This window comes from Stenotrophomonas sp. Pemsol, assembly GCF_003586545.1.
GTDB classification, from domain to species: Bacteria; Pseudomonadota; Gammaproteobacteria; order Xanthomonadales; family Xanthomonadaceae; genus Stenotrophomonas; species Stenotrophomonas sepilia.
Map to the genome: position 1 here is coordinate 765,842 of NZ_CP025780.1, position 22,865 is coordinate 788,706.

The 22,865-nt window shown below is 66.8% G+C and carries 15 protein-coding genes; 9 read left to right on the forward strand and 6 right to left on the reverse strand.

The annotated features are described in order from the left end of the window. The first annotated feature begins 6 nt into the window (after nt 1-6). Complete coding sequence (locus PEM_RS03565; protein ID WP_111127832.1) at nt 7-798, forward strand: dienelactone hydrolase family protein; 792 nt, start codon at nt 7-9, stop codon at nt 796-798. A 185-nt stretch (nt 799-983) separates the two neighbouring features. On the opposite strand, the gene PEM_RS03570 is transcribed toward PEM_RS03565, so the two are convergent. Beyond that, on the reverse strand, nt 984-1,982 hold the full coding sequence (locus PEM_RS03570) for a polyprenyl synthetase family protein (protein WP_111127834.1): 999 nt from the start codon (nt 1,980-1,982) through the stop codon (nt 984-986). A gap of 214 nt (nt 1,983-2,196) precedes the next feature. On the opposite strand from PEM_RS03570, the gene PEM_RS03575 reads away from it, so the two are divergent. Further along, a complete protein-coding gene (locus PEM_RS03575; RefSeq protein WP_065196576.1) occupies nt 2,197-3,810 on the forward strand; it encodes an alpha-glucosidase family protein in 1,614 nt (537 codons plus the stop codon). Between the two features lie 280 nt (nt 3,811-4,090). Here the strand turns inward: PEM_RS03575 and PEM_RS03580 are convergent, their stop codons facing one another. After that, nucleotides 4,091-6,844, reverse strand: coding sequence for a TonB-dependent receptor (locus PEM_RS03580; RefSeq protein WP_111127898.1), 2,754 nt, complete (start codon nt 6,842-6,844; stop codon nt 4,091-4,093). Nucleotides 6,845-7,095: 251 nt separating this feature from the next. Beyond that, nucleotides 7,096-9,147 (reverse strand): glycoside hydrolase family 97 protein, encoded by a 2,052-nt coding sequence (locus PEM_RS03585; RefSeq protein ID WP_111174784.1) that lies wholly within the window; start codon nt 9,145-9,147, stop codon nt 7,096-7,098. Between the two features lie 237 nt (nt 9,148-9,384). On the opposite strand from PEM_RS03585, the gene PEM_RS03590 reads away from it, so the two are divergent. The 6 genes from PEM_RS03590 (at nt 9,385) to PEM_RS03615 (ending at nt 16,176) form a co-directional block, all read left to right on the forward strand. Beyond that, a complete protein-coding gene (locus tag PEM_RS03590; protein WP_111127837.1) occupies nt 9,385-11,574 on the forward strand; it encodes a Six-hairpin glycosidase-like protein in 2,190 nt (729 codons plus the stop codon). Continuing rightward, entirely contained in the window at nt 11,571-13,058 is a 1,488-nt protein-coding gene (locus PEM_RS03595; protein ID WP_111127839.1) for an MFS transporter, read from the forward strand. Before PEM_RS03590 ends, PEM_RS03595 begins: the two co-directional genes overlap by 4 nt. Further along, nucleotides 13,058-14,773, forward strand: a complete 1,716-nt coding sequence (locus PEM_RS03600; protein ID WP_111127840.1) for an alpha-amylase family glycosyl hydrolase — start codon at nt 13,058-13,060, stop codon at nt 14,771-14,773. The genes PEM_RS03595 and PEM_RS03600 overlap by 1 nt, the downstream gene beginning before the upstream one ends. Nucleotides 14,774-14,894: 121 nt before the next feature. Next, on the forward strand, nt 14,895-15,281 hold the full coding sequence (locus tag PEM_RS03605; RefSeq protein ID WP_111127841.1) for an SseB family protein: 387 nt from the start codon (nt 14,895-14,897) through the stop codon (nt 15,279-15,281). Nucleotides 15,282-15,421: 140 nt separating this feature from the next. Beyond that, nucleotides 15,422-15,886 (forward strand): GNAT family N-acetyltransferase, encoded by a 465-nt coding sequence (locus PEM_RS03610; protein WP_032954000.1) that lies wholly within the window; start codon nt 15,422-15,424, stop codon nt 15,884-15,886. Further along, nucleotides 15,883-16,176 (forward strand): hypothetical protein, encoded by a 294-nt coding sequence (locus PEM_RS03615; RefSeq protein WP_065177907.1) that lies wholly within the window; start codon nt 15,883-15,885, stop codon nt 16,174-16,176. Before PEM_RS03610 ends, PEM_RS03615 begins: the two co-directional genes overlap by 4 nt. Before the next feature lie 115 nt (nt 16,177-16,291). Here PEM_RS03615 and PEM_RS03620 read toward each other — a convergent pair whose 3' ends face one another. From PEM_RS03620 to PEM_RS03630, 3 genes are all read right to left on the reverse strand, one after another. After that, the gene (locus PEM_RS03620; protein ID WP_111127842.1) at nt 16,292-19,876 is read right to left on the reverse strand and encodes an ABC transporter permease subunit; all 3,585 of its coding nucleotides are present in this window, start codon (nt 19,874-19,876) and stop codon (nt 16,292-16,294) included. 12 nt (nt 19,877-19,888) lie between these two features. Further along, nucleotides 19,889-20,791 carry an ABC transporter ATP-binding protein gene (locus tag PEM_RS03625; RefSeq protein WP_005412555.1) on the reverse strand — a complete coding sequence of 301 codons (903 nt, stop codon included), beginning with the start codon at nt 20,789-20,791 and terminating at the stop codon, nt 19,889-19,891. Between the two features lie 129 nt (nt 20,792-20,920). Next, a complete protein-coding gene (locus PEM_RS03630) occupies nt 20,921-21,952 on the reverse strand; it encodes a LacI family DNA-binding transcriptional regulator (protein WP_053496894.1) in 1,032 nt (343 codons plus the stop codon). A gap of 291 nt (nt 21,953-22,243) precedes the next feature. On the opposite strand from PEM_RS03630, the gene PEM_RS03635 reads away from it, so the two are divergent. Next, the gene (locus PEM_RS03635) at nt 22,244-22,816 is read left to right on the forward strand and encodes a single-stranded DNA-binding protein (protein WP_043034165.1); all 573 of its coding nucleotides are present in this window, start codon (nt 22,244-22,246) and stop codon (nt 22,814-22,816) included. Nucleotides 22,817-22,865: the final 49 nt, after the last annotated feature.

A 22,865-nucleotide genomic window follows, 5' to 3' on the forward strand; every position in this document is an offset into this window, starting at 1 on the left:
AGGCGCATGAATCGTTGGCGATGCGGTGTGGCGATGATGCTGGGGCTGGCGGCGATGCCAGCGTGGGCGGCGATGAAGACGCAGCCGGTGGAGTGGAAACACCAGGGCACGACCTTCAGTGGCGTGCTGGTCTACGACGATGGCGAGCATGACCAGCGCCCGGGCCTGGTGATGGTGCCGAACTGGAAGGGTGTGAACGAGTCGGCGGTCGAGAAGGCCAAGCAGCTGGCCGGCGACGACTACGTGGTGCTGGTGGCCGATGTCTACGGCAAGGACGTGCGGCCGAAGAGCGATGCGGAGGCGGGGCCGGTGGCCAGCAAGCTGCGCAACGACCGGCCGCTGCTGCGCGCACGTGCGCTGGAAGCGGTGAACGTGCTCAAGGCGCAGGCCGGCAAGGTGCCGCTGGATGCCAGCCGGATCGGTGCGGTGGGCTTCTGTTTCGGCGGTACCACCGTGCTTGAACTGGCTCGCGCCGGTGCGCCATTGGCCGGTGTGGTCAGCCTGCATGGTGGGTTGGGTTCGCCGCTGCCGGCGCAGGCCGGTGGCAGCCATCCTTCGGTGCTGGTGCTCAACGGGGCCGATGACAAGAGCGTGACCGCCGAGGACATCGCCGCGTTCCAGAAGGAAATGGATGCGGCCAAGGTCGATTGGGAGTTCACCAACTACAGCGGTGCCGTGCACTGCTTCGCCGAGCGCGATGCCAACAGTCCGCCGGGTTGCCAGTACAACGAACGGGCGGCCAAGCGCGCATGGAAGGCGCTGGATGAGTTCTTCGAGGAGCGCTTCGAGAAACGTTGATTCGTGCAGTGGTAGTGCCGGCCGCTGGCCGGCAACCTCATGATGCTGCGGATGTCATCGGGAATGCCGGCCAGCGGCCGGCACTACCAGATGCGGTCAATGCGACCGTTTCAGTGCCGACCAACGGTCGGCATCCACCCACAGCCGCGGTAGGTGCCGACCGTTGGTCGGCACACCTCAACCGATCAATGCGAGCGCTGCACCGCGTAGCGGGCCAGGCCGCGCAGGGCGGCCACGGCATCGTTGTCGCCCAGGCCATCGAGCGCGCGCTCGGCGGCTTCGGCATATTCCTCGGCACGCGCGCGGCTGTACTCCAGGCCGCCGGTGACGCGGATCGCGGCCAGCACTTCCGGCATCGCCGAGGCGTCGCCGTCCTGCACGATGGTGCGCAGGCGCTCGCGGGTAGCGTCATCGGAGTGGGCCATCGCGTGGATCAGCGGCAACGTGGCCTTGCCCTCGGCGAGGTCGTCGCCCAGGTTCTTGCCCAGCTCCTCGGCGTTGGCCGAGTAGTCCAGCACGTCGTCGGCGATCTGGAATGCGTAGCCCAGGTGCATGCCGTAGTCGAACAGGGCCTGCTGGGTCGCCTCATCCACGCCGCTGGCCAGCGCGCCCAGGCGGGTACCGGCGGCGAACAGCACCGCGGTCTTGCGCTCGATCACGCGCAGGTAGGCGGCTTCATCGGTGTCCGGGTTGTGCACATGCAGCAGCTGCAGCACTTCACCCTCGGCGATGCGGTTGGTGGCATCGGCCAGGATCTGCATCACCGGCATGCGCTCCAGCTCGACCATCAGCTGGAAGCTGCGCGAGTACAGGAAGTCGCCCACCAGCACGCTGGGCGCGTTGCCCCACAGCGCGTTGGCGGTGCTGCGGCCACGCCGCAGGCTGGACTCGTCCACCACGTCGTCGTGCAGCAGGGTAGAGGTGTGGATGAACTCGATGATCGCCGCCAGCTGGTGGTGCTCCGGGCCGGCCTGGCCGACCGCGTGGCCGGCCAGCATCACCAGCATCGGGCGCAGGCGCTTGCCGCCGGCGGAAATGATGTGGTCGGCGATCTGGTTGATCAGCACGACGTCCGAGGACAGCCGGCGCCGGATCAGGGCGTCGACGGCGGCCATGTCGGCCGCGGCAAGCGACTGGATCTGGGGCAGGCCCAGGGCGGGACGGGTGTCTTCGGTGATGGTCATGCGATCAGGCTTTCAGGCTCACCATCGATTATAGGCGCTGGCCGTGAATTCGGGCGCAAACCGGCCCGAGCGGCAATTCCAGCCCGGCCTGCGCGGCCCTTCGCGTGAATACGTATGCAGGTTGCGCCATGCCCGCGAGGCCACCGCTAAGCTTGCCGGATCAGGATTTCGGCCCGCTGCCGGCGGGTCCCGCATGCCCGGAGGGGGGCTGTCGATGTCGCACTATCCATGGTGGCGCGGAGCCGTCATCTACCAGATCTACCCGCGCAGTTTCCTCGATGCCAACGGCGATGGGGTGGGCGACCTGCCGGGCATCATCGAGCGCCTGGACCACATTGCCGCGCTGGGCGTGGATGCGATCTGGATCTCGCCGTTCTTCAAGTCCCCCATGGCCGATTTCGGCTACGACATCGCCGACTACCGCGACGTCGACCCGCTGTTCGGCAGCCTGGACGACTTCGACCGCCTGCTGGCCAAGGCCCATGGCCTGGGCCTGAAGGTGATGATCGACCAGGTGTTGAGCCATACTTCGATCGAGCACGCCTGGTTCCGCGAGAGCCGCCAGGACCGCAGCAATCCGAAGGCCGACTGGTACGTCTGGGCCGACCCGCGCGAGGACGGCACCCCGCCCAACAACTGGCTGTCGCTGTTCGGCGGCTGTGCCTGGCAGTGGGAGCCGCGCCGTGAGCAGTACTACCTGCACAACTTCCTGGTCGACCAGCCGGACCTGAACTTCCACCACCCGGACGTGCAGCAGGCCACCCTGGACAATGTACGTTTCTGGCTCGATCGCGGCGTGGATGGCTTCCGCCTGGATGCGATCAACTTCTGCTTCCACGACGCGCAGCTGCGTGACAACCCGCCCAAGCCGGCGGAGAAGCGGGTGGGGCGCGGCTTCAGCCCGGACAACCCGTACGCCTACCAGTACCACTACTACAACAACACCCAGCCGGAGAACCTGCCGTTCCTGGAGCGCCTGCGCGCGCTGCTGGATCAGTATCCGGGCGCGGTCAGCCTGGGCGAGATCTCCTCGGAGGACTCGCTGGCGACCACCGCCGAGTACACCCGCGAAGGCCGCCTGCACATGGGCTACAGCTTCGAGCTGCTGGTGGATGACTACAGCGCGGCCTACATCCGCGACACGGTCTCGCGGCTGGAAGCGGCGATGACCGAAGGCTGGCCGTGCTGGGCGGTGTCCAATCACGACGTGGAGCGGGCGGTCAGCCGTTGGGGCGGCCACCCGGCCGATCCGCGCCTGGCGCGGATGCTGGTGGCGATGCTGTGCTCGCTGCGCGGTTCGGTCTGCCTGTACCAGGGCGAGGAGCTCGGCCTGGCCGAGGCCGAGGTGCCATTCGAGGCCCTGCAGGACCCCTACGGCATCACCTTCTGGCCGAACTTCAAGGGCCGTGATGGCTGCCGCACCCCGCTGCCGTGGACCGATGCGCCGTTAGCAGGTTTCACCAGCGGCCAGCCCTGGCTGCCGATTCCGGCCGAGCACCGGGCGGCGGCGGTGGCTGTGCAGGAACGCGACCCGCATTCGGTGCTGGCGGCGTTCCGGGCGTTCCTGGCCTGGCGGCATACCCAGCCGGCGCTTCTGCATGGCAGCATCAGATTCCTTGAAAGCGCCGAGCCAGTGCTGCTGTTCGAGCGTATGCTTGCAGATGAAACCCTCCTGCTGGCCTTCAACCTGTCGGCCGAGGCAGTGACCCATCCGCTGCCGCCGGGCAACTGGCAGCAGGTGGCGGTACCGGGCCCGGATGCGGGCACGGTGCAGGGCAATGAACTCCAGCTGCCGCCGCGCGCGGTGTATTGCGCCCGACGCAGCTGACCGTTTTCTCCGGTGGCGGTACTTGCGGGGACGGGGCCGAAGCGCCCCGTCCCTTTTTTGTGGGTGGAGTTCCAGAGAACGGCATCCACGCATGGCGTGGATCTACCGACCCGTTGACATCGTGCCGTGCGAAGGTCGCCTCGCTCGTTCAGTAGATCCACGCCATGCGTGGATGGTCCTTGCCGACCAACGGCCGGCATCCGCGCAAAAGAAAGCCCGCTACCTGCGCAGCGGGCATTCCATGGGGTGCCAGCCAGCGGCCGGCACGACCCGGCCGTGATCAGAACTTGTAGTTCACGCCCAGCATATAGGTGCGGCCCCACTCGATGTACTCCAGCGGGCGGTCCTTGCTGCCGGCGTAGGTGCGGTACGGCTCGTTGGTCAGGTTGCTGCCCTGCAGAAGCAGGGTCAGGCCACGCAGGGCACTGCTGTCGCTGAAGGTGTAGCTGACCTGCGCATCGGTCACGTTCTCGCCGACAACGTAGCGCAGGCTGCGGTTGCCGTTGAAGTTGCCGATCTCGCCGATGAAGTCCGAACGCCGGCGCTGGCTGACGCGTGCTTCGAAGCCGCTGCGCTCGTAGTAGGCGGTGAAGTTGTACACGCGCTTGGACAGGCCCGGCAGGCTGATCGGATCACTGCCCACGCTGGAGGCGCTCTCCGGGTCCAGGATGGTGATGTCGCTCTTGTTGAAGGTCGCGCTGGCCTGCACACCGAAGCCACGCAGGCTGTCGGTCAGCATCTCCAGCGGGAACGATGCGGTCAGTTCCAGGCCCTTCAGCGTGCCGCCCTTGCCGTTCTGCGGGGCGGAGAAGGTGCCGGTGTACTGAACCGGCGCCGCACCTTGCTGAGGAACGTAGTTGCGAAGCAGTTCGGTGAAGTCGTAGTTGTCGACCGACTGGGTGTAGACGTAGCTCTTCAGGTCCTTGTAGAAGATCGCGGCAGCCACGTAGGCCTTCTCGCCGAAGTACTTCTCATAGGACAGGTCCAGCGCGGTGGCACGCCACGGGTCCAGCAGCGGATTGCCGCCGCTGCCGCCGGGGCGCCCGGTGCCGGTGTCCACGCCGAACTCCAGGCCGGCACGCATCTGGTCCACGCGCGGCCGCGCAACCTGCTTGGCGGCGGCAAAACGCAGCGTCTGCTGATGCGGGAACAGGAAGGCCAGGTTCAGGCTCGGCAGCCAGTCATTGTAGGTGCGGCCGTTCGAGTACGGCTGCACGTTGTTGCCGGCCGACTGCGAGCTGTCCCAGTACCGCGAATCCGAGCTCTGGTCGGTGTGCTGCATCTGCACGCCGATGTTGCCGCGCACGCCGACGTCACCGATGTCGGCGTTGATGTTCAGGCGCGCCCAGGCGGTGGTGATCTTCTCCTGTACCGTCCACGACTTGGGGATCAGGTAGTCCAGGTTGTCGACCGGGTTGAAGGTCATGTAGCGCCCCACTGCGGCGGGCACGTTCCAGGCCGGGATGGTGCCGAGGCCGGCGAAGCCCAGGTTGACCGGGCGGTACTGCAGGTCCGAGGCGATGTTGGCGTCGCCCTGCGCACCCAGCAGGATGTTGCCTTCGGACTGGGTCTTCACCTTGCGGCGGTCGGCATAGTTCACGCCGATGTCGATGTCCGGCGCCCACGACGCGACGGCATCGGGCAGGGCGATGGTGGCTGCCAGCTTGCCACCCTTCAGGCGGTCTTCCACCTGCGGCACCTTGCCGTAGCCGGAACCGTAGATGGTGTTGGTCAGGAACAACGCATCCGGGTTGGAGTAGTTCAGGCCCGGGCTGATCTGCGAGAAGCCGTCCTGGCGGATCGACACGCCGACCGTATCCAGCTGCGGCATCGGGGTCAGCTGCAGGTTGTTTTCCAGGTTCAGCTCGTCGCGCGTGGCCTTGGAGTAGTTCAGGTCGGCGACCAGCTTGACGCCACTGAAATTGAACTCGTTGTTCCAGCCGAACGCGTCGATCTTGTCCTTGCGCTTGTTGTACATGCCGCGAACCAGCGGATACACGCCACTGGCGGTGCCGCCAGTGAACGAACCATTGGCGTTGACCTGCGGGTTGCTGACCAGCAGGCCCGGGGTGTAGTTGCCGTTGTAGTTGCTCAGGTTGAGCTCGAACTGGTTGGCGGTGTCGATCTGCTCGGCTTCGGTGTGGAATGCATCGAAGGTGCTGGTCCAGCTGTTGTTCGGCCGGAACTGGATCGTGGCCATCACGCCGTCGCGCTTGTTGTTGCCGGTGCGGCGCAGCGCCTTGATGCCATCGGAGAAGTAGGTGCCGGCACCCACGCCCGGACGGTCGCCCTTGTCGGTGTGCTCGGTGGTCCACGGTTCGTACAGGCCGACCTGGTTCTCCTGGATCGGCATGTCGCTGTGCGCATAGCCGATGGCGATGCCCAGGGTCTTGTCCAGGAACTGGTCGATGTAGCTGGCGCTGAAGCGGTTGCCGTACGGATCGGTGTTGGCGGCGCGGCCCAGCGAGCTCTTCTGGTAGCGGCCACTGACCGCGATCACGCGCTCGCCGAAGCTGAGCGGGCGCGCGGTCTGCATGTCGATGGTGCCCGACAGGCCCTGTCCGACCAGCGCCGCGTCCGGGGTCTTGTACACGGTCACGCCGTTGACCAGTTCGGACGGATACTGGTCGAACTCGACGCCACGGTTGTCGCCGGTGCTGACCACTTCGCGGCCATTGAGCAGGGTGGTGGCGAAGTCCGGCGACAGGCCGCGCACGCTGATCACCTGCGCACGGCCCGCCACGCGCTGTGCGGCAAGGCCGGGCAGGCGCGAGATGGACTCGGCGATGCTGACGTCGGGCAGCTTGCCGATGTCTTCGGCGGAGATCGCTTCGACCACCGAGGTGGCGTCCTGCTTGACCGCGATCGCGCTCTCGATGCCGCGGCGGATGCCGGTGACCTGCACCGTATCGAGGTTGGTGGCGGCGGTGCCGGCCGGCGTGGTGGTGCTCTGCGTGGACTGTGCCGACGCCAGCGTCGGCGCCAGGACAACGGCCAGCGCGATGCTGAGCGCGCTGCGCTTGTGGTTCAACATTTTCCCCTCCCAGGCAATGTTGCAGATCGATTTGTGAGCGTTCCGGCGGCGCCGTGAACGTGCGACGCGGTGGCCGCTGTCGTCGCCGCTATGGTAGGCAGCGCATTCTTCGCGGGAATCACCCTGCATACGTATTCAATGGCGTCTGCAGGGGTGTAATCGCTTTCATGCAGTGCTTCCGGTAGTGCCGGCCGCTGGCAGGCAATCGCGTTCGCCGGGTTGCCGGCCAGCGGCCGGCACTACCCGGGCATTCACAGCGGCGTGAAGCGAATGGCCTGGCCACCGCCTGGTGCCAGCACCAGCGTCAGTGCATCGGCGCTGGTCACTTCGCGGGTTTCGCGAACGAACGCGAACGGGCTGCTGCGGAAATCCGCGCCTTCACCATCACGGTAGATCTCGGCGCGGTAGCGCACGCCAGGTTCCAGGAAGCCCAGCGATACCGGCAGCACGCGGCCGTGCTCGTCGGTGATGCTGCCGAGGAACCAGTCGCGGCTGTTGCGGTCGCGGCGCACGATCGTCACGTAGTCACCCACTTCGCCATCGAGCACGCGGCTCTGCTCCCAGTCCACCGCCACGTCCTCGATGAAACGGAACGCCTCGCGATGCTGCAGGTAGTGTTCGGGCAGGTCGGCGGCCATCTGGATCGGGCTGTACAGCACCACGTACAGCGCCAGTTGGCGGGCCAACGTACTGGGGATGGCCTGGCCGTGGCGGCCCTTCAGGCTGAGGATGCCGGGGGTGTAATCCATCGGCCCGGCCAGCATGCGGGTGAACACCAGGTTGACCTCGTGCTCCGGCGGGTTCGGTGGCTGGCCCCAGGCGTTGTACTCCATGCCGCGTGCGCCTTCGCGCGAGATCCAGTTGGGATAGGTGCGGCGCAGGCCGGTATCCTTGATCGGCTCATGCGGGTTCACCGACAGGTGCCGGCGCGCGGCTTCCTGCACCACCTTCAGATGGTGGCGGGCCATGAACTGCCCGTCGTGCCACTCGCGCCACAGTGGGCCCCCCGTGGGATTGCGGCGGTCGACCTGGCCGTCGTCGCAGACGTAGCCGGTCTTGAACTGGTCCACGCCCAGTCGTGCGTACAGGTCCAGCGCGGCGCCAAGCTGGTCCTCGTAGTGCTCGATGGCGCAGCCGGTTTCATGGTGGCCGATCAGGTGCACACCCTTTTTCAGGCCATACGCCGACAGCGCTTCAATGTCGAAATCGGGCGTGGCGCGGGTGAATTCGAAATCGTAGCCATTGCCCACCCACATGCCGTCCCAGCCCGGGTTCCAGCCTTCCACCAGCACGCCACGGAAGCCGTGCGCGGCGGCGAAATCGATGACTTTCTTCGTTTTGGCCGTAGTGGCCGCGTGCTTCGGCCCTGTCGCCCAGCTCTCGTTGTCCAGGTGCATCGACCACCACACGCCCAGGTACTTGGCTGGCTTCACCCAGCTCACATCGCCCAGCGCGTTGGGTTCGTTGAGGTTGAGGATCAGGTCCGATTCGACCAGGCCGCCGGCACGGTCGGCGATCTGCAGCGTGCGCCAGGGCGTGGCGAAGGGCAGGGCGCGGCGTGCCTTCCAGCCTTCGGCCGAGGGCGACAGCTGCGCGCGCAGGCGCTGTCCCCCGCTGCGGCGCAGCCACATGCCGGCGTAGTCCACCAGCGCGGCCTCGTGAATGGCCACATGCAGGCCATCACGGCTGCGCAGGGTCATCGGCGTATGCACCAGCGGTACTTCGTGCAGCGGGGTGCGCTGGTACAGGTACTCGTAGTGGATCGGCTCGCCGGCCGGGATCCACCAGGCGGTGGAATCCTGCGCGATGGCGAACTCGGTCAGCTCGTCATCGATGATGGCCTCGCGCAGATTCGGCTGTTCGGGGAACACGTAGCGGAAGCCGATGCCATCGTCGTAGACGCGGAACACCACATCCAGCCGGCGCTTGCTGCCGGTGGTTTCGGCCAGCTGCACGGTCAGCTCGTTGTAGTGGTTGCGGGTGAGCCGGCGTTCGCCCCACGGCTGTTCCCAGGTGTCATCCACGCTGTGCCGCTGCTGGCCCAACAGGGTGAAATCGCGGTCCAGGCGACCGTCGCGCAGGTCGAAGCCGAGCTTCGAATCCTCCACCACAGTGTCGCCCAGGCGCTCGACCCGGTAGCGGGCCGTGCCGCCGTCCAGCACCAGGCTGACCTTCAACACCTTGCCCGGCGATTCGACGCTGGCCACCTGGGGCGCGGCCTGTACCAGCGTGGCCCAGCCGATCAGGGCCAGGCCCAGCATGTGCGCGAACACCGCGCGTACAGCAGTGGGTGACATCGGCAATTCCCCTCCCAAGGCGCCGTTGGCAGACCCGGACCATAAGCCAGCGCGGCGGGTGCGCTACCGCGCGATGCCATGAATACGTATGCAACTGGACGCAGCCGACAGCCCCGCGTCTACCATGGGGCCAGGGCACCTTGAGGGAGGGGCCGCGCCCGCCCGCCGGCAACGACGGTGCGGACCTACAACGCGTGCAGAGAGGGAGGGAGGCCGACGGGCGCGAGCCGGTCCGCCGCTTCGATGCTGAAGATCATTTGCCTGACCGCTGCCCTGGGGGCAGCGCTGGGGACGACCGCGCAGGCGGCCGACCTGCAATTCGACGGCCGCCATGCGCGCGCCGAAGCCGCTGCCAACGGCAGCTTCGTGCTGCATGCGCCGAAGGGCGATGTGCGTATCGCGCCGATGCCGATGCGCAGCCAGACCGGCAGCGTGATGTTCGATGCCCTGTTCGCGCTGGCCCAGCAGGAGATGGACCAGGACCGCGTGGACGCGATTCGCGATCCCGCGTTCGACGAAGGCCGACCGGTGCCGTGCGAGTGCTTCCAGACCGGCGCGCGCTGGCCCTATGTGTGGACGCGCGATGTCAGCTTTGCCGCCGATCTGGCGCTCGCACGCCTGGACCCGAAGCGCACCCGGCAGTCGCTGCAGTTCAAACTGTCGGCGGCGCGCGACGGGCACACGCCCGGCCTGTTTGTGGCGCAGGACACCGGTTCCGGTGGCAGCTGGCCGATCAGCAGCGACCGCGTGGTGTGGTTCCTGGCGGCTCGCCAGCTTCTGGAGGATCGCGCATTTGCCGACCAGGTCTGGCAGGCCCTGCAGGGCACGCTGGCGCAGGACCGCGCGATGGTGTTCGACGCGCAGATGGGCCTGTACCGTGGCGAGACTTCGTTCCTGGACTGGCGCGAGCAGACCTATCCGGACTGGACCCGCGAGGACGTGCGCTTCATCGGTGATTCCTATGCACTGTCCACCAACGTGCTGCACTATCAGGCACTGCGCCTGGCCGAACGCCTGGCCGGGCAGCACGGCGATGCCCGCGCGGCCGATTACAAGGCCTGGGCCGACGCATTGGCGCAGCAGATCGATGCGCGCTTCTGGCGCGAGGATATCGGCCAGTACATGAGCTACATCGGCGAAGCGGCGCACCCGGTGCCGTACGCCAAGGTCGATCTGCTAGGCCTCTCGCTGGGCATCCTTGCCGAGGTGCTGCCGCCCGAGCGCGCGCGGCGTGCGCTGGCGGCGTATCCGATGGGGCCAGCCGGCAGCCCGGTGGTCTGGCCGCAGGAAGCACAACAGCCGATCTATCACAACCGGGCGATCTGGCCGTTCGTCAGTGCCTACTCGCTGCGTGCGGCGCGGCAGCTGGACGATGCGCCGCGCATCGCCGCCGAGATCCGCTCGCTGATGCAGGGTGCCGCGCTGGCCGGTTCCAACATGGAGAATTACGAGCTGGTCAGCCAGGCCGTGCATGTCGATGAAGGCGCGCTCAGCGGGCCGGTGGTCAATTCGGAGCGCCAGCTGTGGTCGGTGGCCGGGTATCTGTCGATGGTGCTCGAAGGCGTATTCGGCGTACAGGCTGACGGCCGCGTGCAGCCCAAGCTGCCAGCCGCGCTGGTCCCCGAACTGTTCGGCAAGCAGCGCCGCATCTCCCTGGAGGCCGATGGCAAGCGCTATGTGCTGGAGCGGCCGAAGCAGGTGGGTGATGGCCTGCTGGTGGCGGGCCAGGTAAAGACGCGTGGTGCCACCACCACCGTGCAGCTGGTGGCCACCGCAGCGGCACCGCGCAGCGTGGCGACGACGGCCGACGCCAATGCGCGCGCACCGGCCACGCCGGCCGCACCGCAGGCGCGACGCAAGGGCAGGGGCTGGAACATCGAGGTCGCTGCCGGCCAGGTGCTGTGGCAGGACGGTCGCGCGCTCACCGCCAGCAATGGCCTGGCACGCATCGGTGACGATGGCCTGCAGCATTGCCTGAGCCTGACCCGGCGCGACGGCGCATTGGAATCGCTGCACAGTCCGATGGTCTGCGTCGGTCCGCAGCAGCGACTGAAGGGTGCCGAGCGCTGGCAGTTCACCTCGGCCAAGGCGGGGCAGGTGCGCCTGCGCCTGCAGTACAGCAACGCGAATGGGCCGATCAACACGGGCGTGACCGCCGCGGTGAAGCAGCTGGCGCTGCAGTGCCCTGGCCAGCCGTTGCAGCGGCACGCCGTCACCCTGCCGCACAGCGTGGCCGTGCAGGACTCGACCTCGGCGACGTTCCCGGTGCCGAAGGGCCGATGCACGGTCACGCTTGAAGAGGGCTTCAACATGAGCACACTGCAGCATTTCGCGCACTACACCGGGGGCAAGGGCGGGCGCGACGGCGTGCTCAACCAGGCGCAGGTGCAGGCGCTGACGGTGGCGCCCGTGGCTGTAGAGGACGCACGATGAATCGCCCCGCCAAACCCCAGCTGTCGTTCTGGCAGATCTGGAACATGTGTTTCGGTTTTCTCGGCATCCAGTTCGGCTTCGCCCTGCAGAATGCCAACGCCAGCCGCATTTTCGAGACGCTGGGCGCGGACATCGACGCGGTACCGGGGCTGTGGATCGCCGCGCCGCTGACCGGCCTGCTGGTGCAGCCGGTGATCGGTTACCTGTCCGATCGCACCTGGACGCGCTGGGGGCGGCGCCGTCCGTTCTTCATGATCGGTGCGGTGCTGACCACGCTGGCCCTGCTGGTGATGCCGAATTCACCGACGCTGTGGATCGCGGCCGGCACGCTGTGGGTGCTCGATGCCTCGATCAACGTATCGATGGAGCCGTTCCGAGCCTTCGTCGGCGACCAGCTGGCGCCACGCCAGCGTCCGGCCGGCTATGCGATGCAGAGCTTCTTCATCGGTGTGGGCGCCATCGTCGCCAGCTTCCTGCCGTTCATCCTGGCCCACTTCGGCGTTGCCAATACGGCCGCCGCCGGTGATGTGCCGGACACCGTGCGCTATGCGTTCTACTTCGGCGCGGCGGTGCTGCTGGCGGCGATCACCTGGACGGTGGTCAGCACCCGCGAATATTCACCAGCAGAACTGGCTGCCTTCGATGATGCCGAGCCGCCGGCGCATCATGCGGGAGCGGTGATCAACGGCCCGGCGCCATGGACGCGGGTGGCCCTGTGGCTAGGGCTGGGTGTGCTGTTGGCGCTGCTGATCACCTGGCGGCAAGGCGACAGGATGCTGTACGTGCTGGCAGGCCTGTGCGCCGGCTACGGCCTGCTGCTGGCGGCCGCGCGCGCGTTGCCGGCCACGCATATGCTGGCCGCCATCGTCGGCGACCTGCGCGCGATGCCGGTGACCATGCGCCGCCTGGCGTGGGTGCAGTTCTTCTCATGGTTCGCGCTTTTCGCCATGTGGATCTACACCACTGCTGCGGTGGCCGGTACCCACTTCGGTTCGACCGATCCACAGTCGGCGGCCTACAACGAAGGTGCCAACTGGGTGGGCGTGCTGTTTGGCGCCTACAACGGCTTCGCTGCGTTGGCGGCGGTGCTGATTCCACCGATGGTGCGTGCGATCGGCCTGCGCTGGAGCCACCTGGTCAACCTGTGGCTGGGCGCTGCCGGCCTGGTCTCGCTGATGTTCATCCGCGACCCGCACTGGCTGCTGCTGTCGATGGTGGGTGTGGGTTTTGCCTGGGCATCGATCCTGTCGTTGCCGTATGCACTGCTGTCCGACAGCGTGCCGGCGTCGAAGATGGGTGTGTACATGGGCATCTTCAATTTCTTCATCGTGATCCCGCAGCTGGTGGCGGCCAGTGCGCTCGGCTTTGCCCTGCGCGCATGGCTGGGTGGCCAGCCGATGCATGTGCTGGTGCTGGGCGGCTGCAGCCTGTTCGTCGCCGGCCTGTGTGTGCTGCGGGTTCCGTCCCGTCCGGAGGTGGTGTGATGCGTGGTGTCCTGGCTGTTGCCGTTTCCCTTGCCCTGTTCGCCGGCCAGGCCGTGGCCACGCCGCGCCCGGACTACGTCGGCACCACCGAACCGTTCGCCAGCGATGCGGTGTATTTCGTGGTCACCGACCGCTTCGTCAACGGTGATCCATCCAATGACCATCGCGACCAGGGTGGCGCGCACCGCACCTTCGACATCCCGGTGCCATGCCCGGACAAGGTGGACGGCAACATCGGCTATCTCGGCGGTGATTTCCGTGGCGTACTCGACAACGCGGAGTACATCCGCAATCTGGGCTTCGGCGCGGTGTGGATCACGCCCATCGTCGACAACCCGGACGAGGCCTTTACCGGCAGCAAGCCGATCAGTTGTACCAGCACGCTGACCGACCGCGGCAAGACCGGCTACCACGGCTACTGGGGCATCAACTTCTACAGACTCGATGAGCACCTGCCCAGCAGGGACCTGGACTTCGCCGGACTGACCAAGGGCCTGCACGGTGCCGGCTTGAAGGTGGTGCTGGACATCGTCGGCAACCACGGTTCGCCGGCCTGGACCATGCCGATACGGCAACCGCAGTTCGGCCAGATCTTCGACAAGGACGGAACGCTGATTGCCGACCACCAGAACCTGCCACCGCAGAAGCTGGACCCGAAGCACAACCCGCTGCACGCGTTCTACAACAACATCGGCCCGGTCGACAGCAAGGACGGCTCGATCTTCGACGGCAACCTCGCCGAACTGTCCGACTTCAACCAGGACAATCCGGCGGTGATGGACTATCTGGTCGGCGCTTACCTGCAGTGGACCGCGCAGGGCGTGGACGCGCTGCGCATCGATACCATCGGCTGGCTGCCGCACCCGTGGTGGCATGAATTCGTCAAGCGCATCCGCGCCGAGCACCCGGGCATGTTCATGTTCGGCGAAGCCTTCGACTACAACGCGGCGACCATTGCCGAGCACACCTGGCCGGCCAACGCCAATGTCAGCGTGCTCGACTTCCCGTTGCGCGGTGCTCTGGAGCAGACCTTCGGCACCGCCGGCAAGGGCTTTGAGACGCTGGCCGAGCCGCTGCACCTGAGCGGTGGCCCGTATGCCAATCCGTACGAGCTGATGAGCTTCTACGACAACCACGACATGCCGCGCCTGCAGGCCAGCGACAATGGCTTCATCGACGCGCACAACTGGCTGTTCACCGCGCGCGGCATTCCGGTGGTCTATTACGGCTCGGAGACCGGCTTCATGCGTGGCCGCGCCGAGCACGCAGGCAACCGTGCCTACTTCGGCCAGCCGCGTGTGGACGCTGCGCCGCAGAGCCCGATCTTCGCGCCGCTGCAGCGTATCGCCAAACTGCGTGAAGCGACCCCGGCACTGCAGCGTGGCTTGCAGGTGAACGAGCGGCTGCAGGGCGATGAGGCCGTGTTCTTCCGCGTGCTGCAGCACGGTGACGTGACGCAGACCGCGCTGGTGCTGCTGAACAAGGGTGATGCGGCGCGCACCTTCGAGGTGGACCGCTACCTGCAGGCTGGCACGTGGCGTGATGCGCTGGATGGCGGCACGGTGAAGGTCGAGCAGCAGCTGAAGACTGACGTGCCGGCGCATGGGGTAAAGGTCTATGTGCTGGACGCCACCGTGCAGCAGCCGGCACTGCAGGCCGAACTGGACAAGGCGATGGCCGACCAGAAGGCGCGGGACCAGCGCCTGGGGCGGTAGTGCCGGTCGCTGGCCGGCAACTCATGAATCCATGGTCCCTTCAGGTGCCGGCCAGCGGCCGGCACTACCGGGGGAACCACATCCGGCACAATAGGCACCCCTCACGCCCCGCCGTATCGCCATGACCGACCTCGCCCCGCAGACCCCGATCGAAACCCTGCTGAAGGCGGCGATGGACGGGGCGGTGCCGATCCGCGCCTTCATGGAAGCCTTCGTCGCCTCCGAGGTGGTGCTGCAGACCGGCAGCCTGGTGACCCCCGATGGCAGCGGTTTCGACCCGCTGCTGTTCGACAAGCAGGGCACGTTGCACGTGGCCGTGTTCACCGATCCGTCGCGGGTGGGCATCTACAGCCAGCAGGCCGAACACCAGATCCGCTGGCTGATGCTGGACGTGCTGCGTCGCGTGCCGGGTGGCTACGGCGTGGTGATCAATCCGGGCACCCCGCTGGGCTTCGAGATCTCGCCCAGCGGCATCGGCGAGATCCTGAAGGACTTCGCGCAGGGCTGATTGTCCTGTACAGCCGAGCCCATGCTCGGCTGCCGTTCGCGCAATGCCCGCTCAGTCGAGCAAGGCTCGACGCTACAGAAGGCTTCCCTTCGAACGCCGTCCGTGATCCCCTTGGGCGACATCGGGATCGAGGCCTGGTCATGGAGTTCAGGGTATTGCCTGCCGACGCAGCGGAACGACAGCAATTGGCGCAGTGGTACCACGCGCAATGGGGCCGGGACGCCGGCCTGACGCTGGAACAGGAACTGCAACGGCTCGACCCGCCGCAGGATGCTGAAGGTTTCCCGCACCTGATCGCCGCTTTCGAAGATGGGCAGGTGGTCGGTGCAGTCCAGCTCAAGCGCCGCGAGATGCAGGCCTTTCCACAGTACGAGTACTGGTTGGGCAGTGTATTCGTGGCCGACAGCCATCGCGGCCGCGGATTGGCCAGTGGTCTGGTCGAACAGGCTGCGGCACAGGCCGCGCGGATGGGCGTTTCCGACCTGTACCTGCAGACCGAGGCCCTGGATGGTGGTCTGTATGCGCGGCTGGGCTGGAAGCCGGTGCAGGAAGCCGACAACCGCAGCTATCGCGTGCTGGTGATGGTGCGCAGGTTGGCCGCATGAGCGCATCCACGGTACGCCATTCCCGCTCGGCCCTGATCTTCCTGATCGTGGCCATCGTTGCGGCCCTGGTGGCCATGCCCCTGCTGCGCGCGGTAGGCATGGTGCAGTGGCCGGTGTTTGTCATCGCCTGGCTGATCAACCTGGGCGCGGCTTGGCATCTGGCCCAGTGGGCGCGCCAGCAGGGGCGCTCGGGCTGGGCGTTCGGGGTACCGGCAGCGCTAGGTACGGTCGCCTCGATCGTGGTCTATGTGCTGTTGGCGTTGCTGGGGCCGAAGTCCCCGGTGCGCTGAACCTTCGCCGGCTGTCCTGGACAAGGTGCCGAGCAGGGCTCGGCACCACAGCAAGGCCGAGCCAAGCCCGCACGCGTTGCGTGGAGCGCCGGCGCACAGGCCGGCGCCCCCTCCCTCACATCGTCACCTTGCGCCGGTTGTCATCGCTCACCCGGTCGATCAGCTTGTTGTAGGGATCGAAGCCCGCTTCATCCGGCTTCTCGTCCACCGTCACCGTGATCTTCGGCGCGGCGCTGGTGATGTGGTGGCGCTGCAGGTACAGCACCTTCTGGTCGCGCTCCTTGCCCGACGGGCCGTTGGCGAACACGCCGATCTCGACCCAGTCATCCATCTTCGCGTCGCTCTCCTTGCCCTTGCCATCGGCGTACTGCTTGGCGGCGTGCAGGTCCAGGGTCACGTCGTAGCGCCCGTCATCGCGCTTGCGGGCGCTGGCGGCCATCACCCGGTTGTCGTAGAAGCTGATCTTCTCGAACAGATCGGTGACCAGCTGCTGGCGGTCAGCCGGGGTCTCGGCGCGGATGTAGCCCAGCAGCTCGCGTGAGGTGGTGTACGGCGGCTGCTGGTAGCCCTTGTCCTGCAGGAAGCGCTTCAACGCCCGGTTCAGGGCCTGCTCGCCGATTTCCTCGCGCAGCCGATAGAACACCAGCGAACCCTTCTGGTAGTGGATGTACTGCTGGTTCTCCACGCGCTCCAGCGGCTGTTCCTCGATGGCCTCGCCGCCGCGGCCGGACAGGTAACCGTCCAGCTCGCGCTTGAGGAACTGGCGCATATGCTGGCGGCCGTACTCCTGCTCCATCACCATCAGCGCCGAGTACTGCGACAACGATTCGGACAGCACCGTTGCGCCCTGCACGTTGGCACCAATCACCTGGTGCGCCCACCACTGGTGTGCGATCTCGTGCGCGGTCACGTAGAACACGTAGTCCACCTTGTCCGGGTCACGCAGGTCAGCGATGAAACCGATGGCCTCGGAGTAGGGGATGGTGTTGGCGAACGACTGCGCGAAGCGGGCATAGCCCGGGAACTCGATGATGCGTACCTGGCGGTGCTGGTACGGCGTGAAGTTCGCCTCGTAGTAGGCCAGTGATTTCTGCACCGCCTCGATCATCCGGTCCACGTTGTAGCCGTGCGCCGGTTCGAAGTAGACCTCGATCGGGATGTCCTTGTACTTCGCCTTGCGCACCTCCCAGCGTGCCGACAGATACGCGTAGAAGTTCAGCATGGGCCGGTCCATGGCATAGCTGAAGCAGCGCCGGCCATTCACCGTGGTCTCGTGCCGCAGGTAGCCCGGCGCCAGCGCGACCTGGTCCGGCGCGGTGCACACCGTGGTGCGGAAATCGAGCCAGCCGGCATCATTGGAGATATAGGTGTTGGCCCGCGCTGCCTCGTCTTCCAGCCTGGGCATGCGCCGCGGTTCACCGAGATCGCGCTTGCGGCGTTCGTTGCGGTCGCTGATCTCGGCGCCCTCGTTATAGCCGAAGGACGGCAGTACGCGGCTGTTGAAGAAGGTGCCGTTGTCGACGATGTTGCTCGGTGCCTGGCCAGCGGTGATGCCGTTGGGCTTCTGCACCACCCGGAAATGCACGCTGCGGGTTTCACCGGGTTGCAGCGGCCTGTCCAGCCGGTAGATGCGGTAGCCGAGATCCTTGTCGTGGAAGGTCAACTTCTGCCCGCCGAGGTCGGCGGCCAGCAGCTGCTTGTCGTCGCCCATTGAGACATGCAGGTCCTGGATGGGCTGCGCGTGCAGGTTGCGGATGGTCCAGTTCGCATCGATCACCATTGACTGCGATTCCGGGAACAGGTCCACGCGGTTGTCCACGGCGACAATGCGTGGCTGTGGCAGGTTACGGTACTTCGACAGCTCGCGCTCGTAGCGGGCCTGCAGGTCCAGCTGCTGGTCGGGCGGGATGAACTCGTTGCGGATGTTGGTGCTCCAGTACAGCCAGCCGCCCACGCCGACGAACGCCACTGCTGCCAGCGCCGCAAAGGCGCCGGTAGGGCCGCGCAGGCGACGGCCAGCCAGCGCCAGGCGCTGGCGCAGCCCCTGGCTGACACCGCGTACCCAGAAGGCTGACGCCAGACACATCAGCGTCAGCAGGAACAGCGCCCAGTAGCCCTGGAAGGCCAGCTGCCCCGGCAGGAAGTGGCCGTAGCCGTTCATGTCCGAATAGGGCGCGTTGGGCCAGCTGCCGAAGTTGTACAGGTGCTGCGTGTAGTCGAGCAGGCCGAGCACGCCCTGGCCGATCACCACCACGATCAGCAGCGCGTAACCGACGAACTTGTTGTTGGTAAGTACCTGCAGCACCAGCGCCAGGCCCCCCATCAGGATGTAGACCACCGAATCCAGCGCCAGGCTGCGCAGGTACAGCAGCGGCTCCAGATGGGTGTAGCCCTTGGCCAGCTGCACGCCCATCGCGGCCAGCGCACCGGCGGCCTGGAAGCAGACGATCACCGCCAGCAGCGCAGTGAACTTGGCCAGCAGTGGCACCCAGTTCGGCACCGGCATGGCATCGGTCACTTCGTTGATACGCGCGCTGCGTTCCTTCCAGACCAGTTCACCGGCGAAGAAGAGCACGATGATCACCAGCAGCCAGCTGAAGGCGCCCTGCAGGGCCATGATCATCTGCGAGGTGACCGGCCAGATCGAGGTGCCGTACAGGGTCTGCCGGAACAGCGCGCTGGGCAGGAAGTTGGCCAGGCCCAGCACCAGCAGCACGATGAACGGTACGCTGCGCAGCACGCCGCGTGTATCGAAGCGCACCTGGCGCAGGAACTGCCGCCACGCCGTGGTGGCGGTGAACGCCGGCACCACGCGCGGCAGTGCTGCGCGGGTGGGGCGGACACTGGCGGCATCGGCAACCGGTTGCGCCTGCCTGCGGCCCCAGCGCCGACGACCACTGCCGCTGCGTTCGGTACGGAACAGCGCGAAGGTGGCGGCGAACAGCGCGGCAGCCACACCCAACCACAGAGCACGGTTGGCCAGCAGGTAACCGGCCAGCTCGGGAATCCCGTTGTTGCGTTCGGCGGTGGACCAGTAGCGGATCGTGCGGCCGAGGGCGCGCATGCCCAGCGGTTCGCTCAGCACCGCGATCCACGTATTGTCGATGTCACGCAGCAGGGCCGCGCTGGCACCGTACAGCACCAGGTAGGCCACCAGGCCGATGTAGACCCACAGGATCGAGCGGGTCAGTGCCGCCAGCAGCGACAGCAGTGCGGTGGTGAACAACAGGTTCGGAATGACGATGACCGCGAACGTCCACGCATAGCCCTGCCAGCTGATCGGGCCCATGCGCTCGGGATCGACCCACGGCATGAACGGTGCCAGCCACAGCCCGAACGCGATCACCACGTAAACCAGCAGCCCGGCGGCGAGGGCAGCGGCGATGCGCCCCGCCAGGTAGTCGCGGCGTTTCACCGGGCTGGCGAAGATCAGTTCGGCGGTGCCCAGTTCGAAGTCACGCAGCAGCGCATTGCTGACGAACAGTGCAGTGACCAGCATGCCGAGCAGGGTGAAGATGCCCAGCATCTGCGCGATCACGGTGGGCGCGTTGCTGTGCACGTTGCCGCTACCGCCACCGATCTGCACCGCATCGCTGGAGGCGGCGGCGAAGGCGAGCAGGGCGAACAGCCCGGCCAGCAGCCACAGCAGCGGGGAGCGCAGCTGCTCGCGCAGCTCGAAACGGAAGAAATCAAGGATCATGGTGTGCTCCGCTCAGGCTGCCGCGCGGGCACGGGCCTGCAGGCGCAGGCGCTGGAAGTACACGTCCTCAAGGTCGGGAGCCACGGCCGCGAAGCCATCGCCGGGGTCGTTGGCGCTGTGCACGTGGATCACTGGGCGGCCCCCGACCAGGCGGGTCGAGAGCACCACGTAGCGTGCTTCATGGTCGGCCAGTTCCGAAGGATCGACCTGCTTGCGCCAGACCTGCTGCTGCAGGGCATCGATGGCATCGGCCGGTCGCCCGGTCAGCAGCACCTGGCCCTTGTTCATGATCGCCATCGTCGGGCACAGGTCGGTCACGTCCTCGACGATGTGGGTGGACAGGATCACCGCCACGTTCTCGCCAATCGCCGCCAGCAGGTTGAGGAAGCGGTTGCGTTCCTCCGGATCGAGGCCGGCGGTGGGTTCGTCGACGATTACCAAGCGTGGGTCACCCAACAGCGCCTGAGCGATGCCGAAGCGCTGGCGCATGCCGCCGGAGTAGGTGCCCAGCTTGCGCTTGCGCGCGTCCCAGAGGTTCACCTGCTGCAGCAGTCCATCGACCACCTCGCGACGCTGGGCGCGCTGGGTCAGGCCCTTGAGCACCGCGAAATGTTCCAGCAGGTCCAGCGCGCTGACTTTCGGGTACACGCCGAAATCCTGCGGCAGGTAGCCCAGCCGGCGGCGCACCGCATCCTTGTCGCGCAGTACGTCGATCGGCGCCTCGCCCGGAATGCTGAGCGTCGCCGTGCCGCTGTCGGCCTCCTGCAGGGTGGACAGCGTGCGCATCAGCGACGACTTGCCAGCGCCGTTCGGGCCGAGCAGGCCGAACATGCCGCGCGGGATGTCCAGGGTGACGTTGTTGAGGGCATGCACGCCGTTGGCGTACGTCTTGGAAAGCGAATCGATCTTCAGCATGCGACGTACACCTTTCCATGGGCAATGTCTGCGCGTTATCCGCGCAACCGCGTCCGTGCGCATCCGCCGTTGGTCATGGGGGGAGAACCCCGCCATCGTGCGTTGGCCGGAGCGCCGGCCCAGCGGCGCCTACCCGCGCAGGGATGATTCGCGCACGACCAGCTTCACCGGGATGCTCTGGCTGTCCACCGGCTGCCGCCCGATCAGCGCCAGCAGGCGTTCCACCAGCAGCTGCCCGGCCTGCTTGGTGTCCTGCTGCACGGTGGTCAGCGCCGGGGATACCGAAGCGGCCAGCGGGATGTCGTCGAAGCCGGTCACCGCCACGTCCTGCGGTACCCGCAGCCCGGCCTCGCGCAGGGCGCGCATCGCACCGATGGCGATCAGGTCGCTGGCCGCGCAGATCGCATCGATCGGCTCGCCGCGCGCCAGCAGGGCCTGGCAGGCCTCCTGGCCGGAGGCCTCGGTGGTGATCGCATCGTGCTGCAGCGCCGGTTCGGCGGCCAGGCCGTGGTCCTGCAGCGCCGCGACATGGCCGCGGTAGCGCTCCTGGAATTCGGGGTAATGGCTGGAGGCATGGCCGAGGAAGGCGATGCGGCGGCAGCCCTGCAGCAGCAGATGGGTGGTGATGTCATGCCCGCCCTGGAAGTTGTCGCTGCCGATCGAGACACCGGGCTGGCCAGGCAGGGCGGCGCCCCAGCGCACGAAGTGCGTGCCCTGTTCGACCAGCCGCTGCAGGCGGTCGCGCGATTCGTGGTAGTCGCCGTAGCCGAGCAGGATGATGCCGTCGGCCTTGTTGCTGTCTTCGTAATCGGCCTGCCAGTCGGTGGACAGCTGCTGGAACGACACCAGCAGGTCCTGCCCGTGCAGGGCGCAGGCGCGGGTGATCGAGCCCAGCATCGAATGGAAGAACGGGTTGATCAGCGAATCGTCGTTGGTCGGATCCTCGAAGAACAGCAGGGCCAGCGTGCCGGCATTGCGCAGGCGCAGACTGGAGGCGTTCTTGTCGACCTTGTAATTCAGCTCGCGGGCGATGCGCAGGATGCGCTCGCGGGTCTCGGCGTTGACCATCGGGCTGCCACGCAGGGCCCGCGACACGGTCGGCTGGGAGACCCCGGCCAGGTGGGCGATGTCGAGGGAGGTGGCTTTGCCTTTGATCGTCATGTGCGGGCGGAGCGGGCAGGTGGAAGGTGCCCGGGCATGATGCCATGCGCAGACGCGAATGCCCCTCTGAACGTCGGTCGGGGCGCAGGTAAGTCATTGCCGGACAAGGAAATCAGCCCGATCCTTCGGTGCGGTCGGGGTCTCCTGACCGGGCGGATGGCGGCGGCAATGGTAAGATGCGTCGTTCTCGCATTCCCCCAAATTTCACCAGGGGCGGCCCAGCGTACTGCACCCCGCCCGGGGCTGTGCTATCACTGGCGGTCTGCCCCTGGACAACGGACGAAGGTACCTATGGCGCGCGGCATCAACAAAGTCATCCTGGTCGGCAATCTTGGCAACGACCCGGACGTGAAGTACACCCAGGGCGGCATGGCGATCACCCGCATCAGCCTGGCCACCACCAGCGTCCGCAAGGACAAGGATGGCAACCAGCAGGAGCGCACTGAATGGCACCGCGTGGTGTTCTTCGGCAAGCTCGGCGAGATCGCCGGCGAGTACCTGCGCAAGGGCAGCTCGGTCTACGTCGAAGGCAGCCTGCGTTACGACAAGTACACCGGCCAGGACGGCGTGGAGAAGTACTCCACCGATATCATCGCCGATGAAATGCAGATGCTGGGCGGCCGCGGTGAAGGCGGCGGCGGTGGTGGCGGCAACTACGGCGGCGATCGTCCGCAGCGCCAGCAGGCGCCGCGCCAGGAGTACGGCGGCGGTGGCGGCGGCCAGCGTGGTGGCCAGGGCGGTGGCTATGGCAACCAGGGCGGCAACCAAGGTGGCGGCTACGGCAACCAGGGCGGCAACCAGCGTCCGCAGCCGCAGCAGGCGCCGCCGATGGACGACTTCGCTGACGACGATATTCCGTTCTGATCGACCGCTTGCGCGCAGCAGAAAAGAAAGCCCCGCTCATGCGGGGCTT

Excerpts from the sequence above, each read along its gene's own strand:
- PEM_RS03620 (WP_111127842.1), bottom strand. The coding sequence starts at position 19,876 with ATGATCCTTGATTTCTTCCGTTTCGAGCTGCGCGAGCAGCTGCGCTCC.
- PEM_RS03625 (WP_005412555.1), bottom strand. The coding sequence starts at position 20,791 with ATGCTGAAGATCGATTCGCTTTCCAAGACGTACGCCAACGGCGTGCAT.
- PEM_RS03575 (WP_065196576.1), top strand. The coding sequence starts at position 2,197 with ATGTCGCACTATCCATGGTGGCGCGGAGCCGTCATCTACCAGATCTAC.
- PEM_RS03580 (WP_111127898.1), bottom strand. The coding sequence starts at position 6,844 with ATGTTGAACCACAAGCGCAGCGCGCTCAGCATCGCGCTGGCCGTTGTC.
- PEM_RS03630 (WP_053496894.1), bottom strand. The coding sequence starts at position 21,952 with ATGACGATCAAAGGCAAAGCCACCTCCCTCGACATCGCCCACCTGGCC.
- PEM_RS03605 (WP_111127841.1), top strand. The coding sequence starts at position 14,895 with ATGACCGACCTCGCCCCGCAGACCCCGATCGAAACCCTGCTGAAGGCG.
- PEM_RS03615 (WP_065177907.1), top strand. The coding sequence starts at position 15,883 with ATGAGCGCATCCACGGTACGCCATTCCCGCTCGGCCCTGATCTTCCTG.
- PEM_RS03600 (WP_111127840.1), top strand. The coding sequence starts at position 13,058 with ATGCGTGGTGTCCTGGCTGTTGCCGTTTCCCTTGCCCTGTTCGCCGGC.
- PEM_RS03595 (WP_111127839.1), top strand. The coding sequence starts at position 11,571 with ATGAATCGCCCCGCCAAACCCCAGCTGTCGTTCTGGCAGATCTGGAAC.
- PEM_RS03590 (WP_111127837.1), top strand. The coding sequence starts at position 9,385 with ATGCTGAAGATCATTTGCCTGACCGCTGCCCTGGGGGCAGCGCTGGGG.
- PEM_RS03570 (WP_111127834.1), bottom strand. The coding sequence starts at position 1,982 with ATGACCATCACCGAAGACACCCGTCCCGCCCTGGGCCTGCCCCAGATC.
- PEM_RS03610 (WP_032954000.1), top strand. The coding sequence starts at position 15,422 with ATGGAGTTCAGGGTATTGCCTGCCGACGCAGCGGAACGACAGCAATTG.
- PEM_RS03635 (WP_043034165.1), top strand. The coding sequence starts at position 22,244 with ATGGCGCGCGGCATCAACAAAGTCATCCTGGTCGGCAATCTTGGCAAC.
- PEM_RS03565 (WP_111127832.1), top strand. The coding sequence starts at position 7 with ATGAATCGTTGGCGATGCGGTGTGGCGATGATGCTGGGGCTGGCGGCG.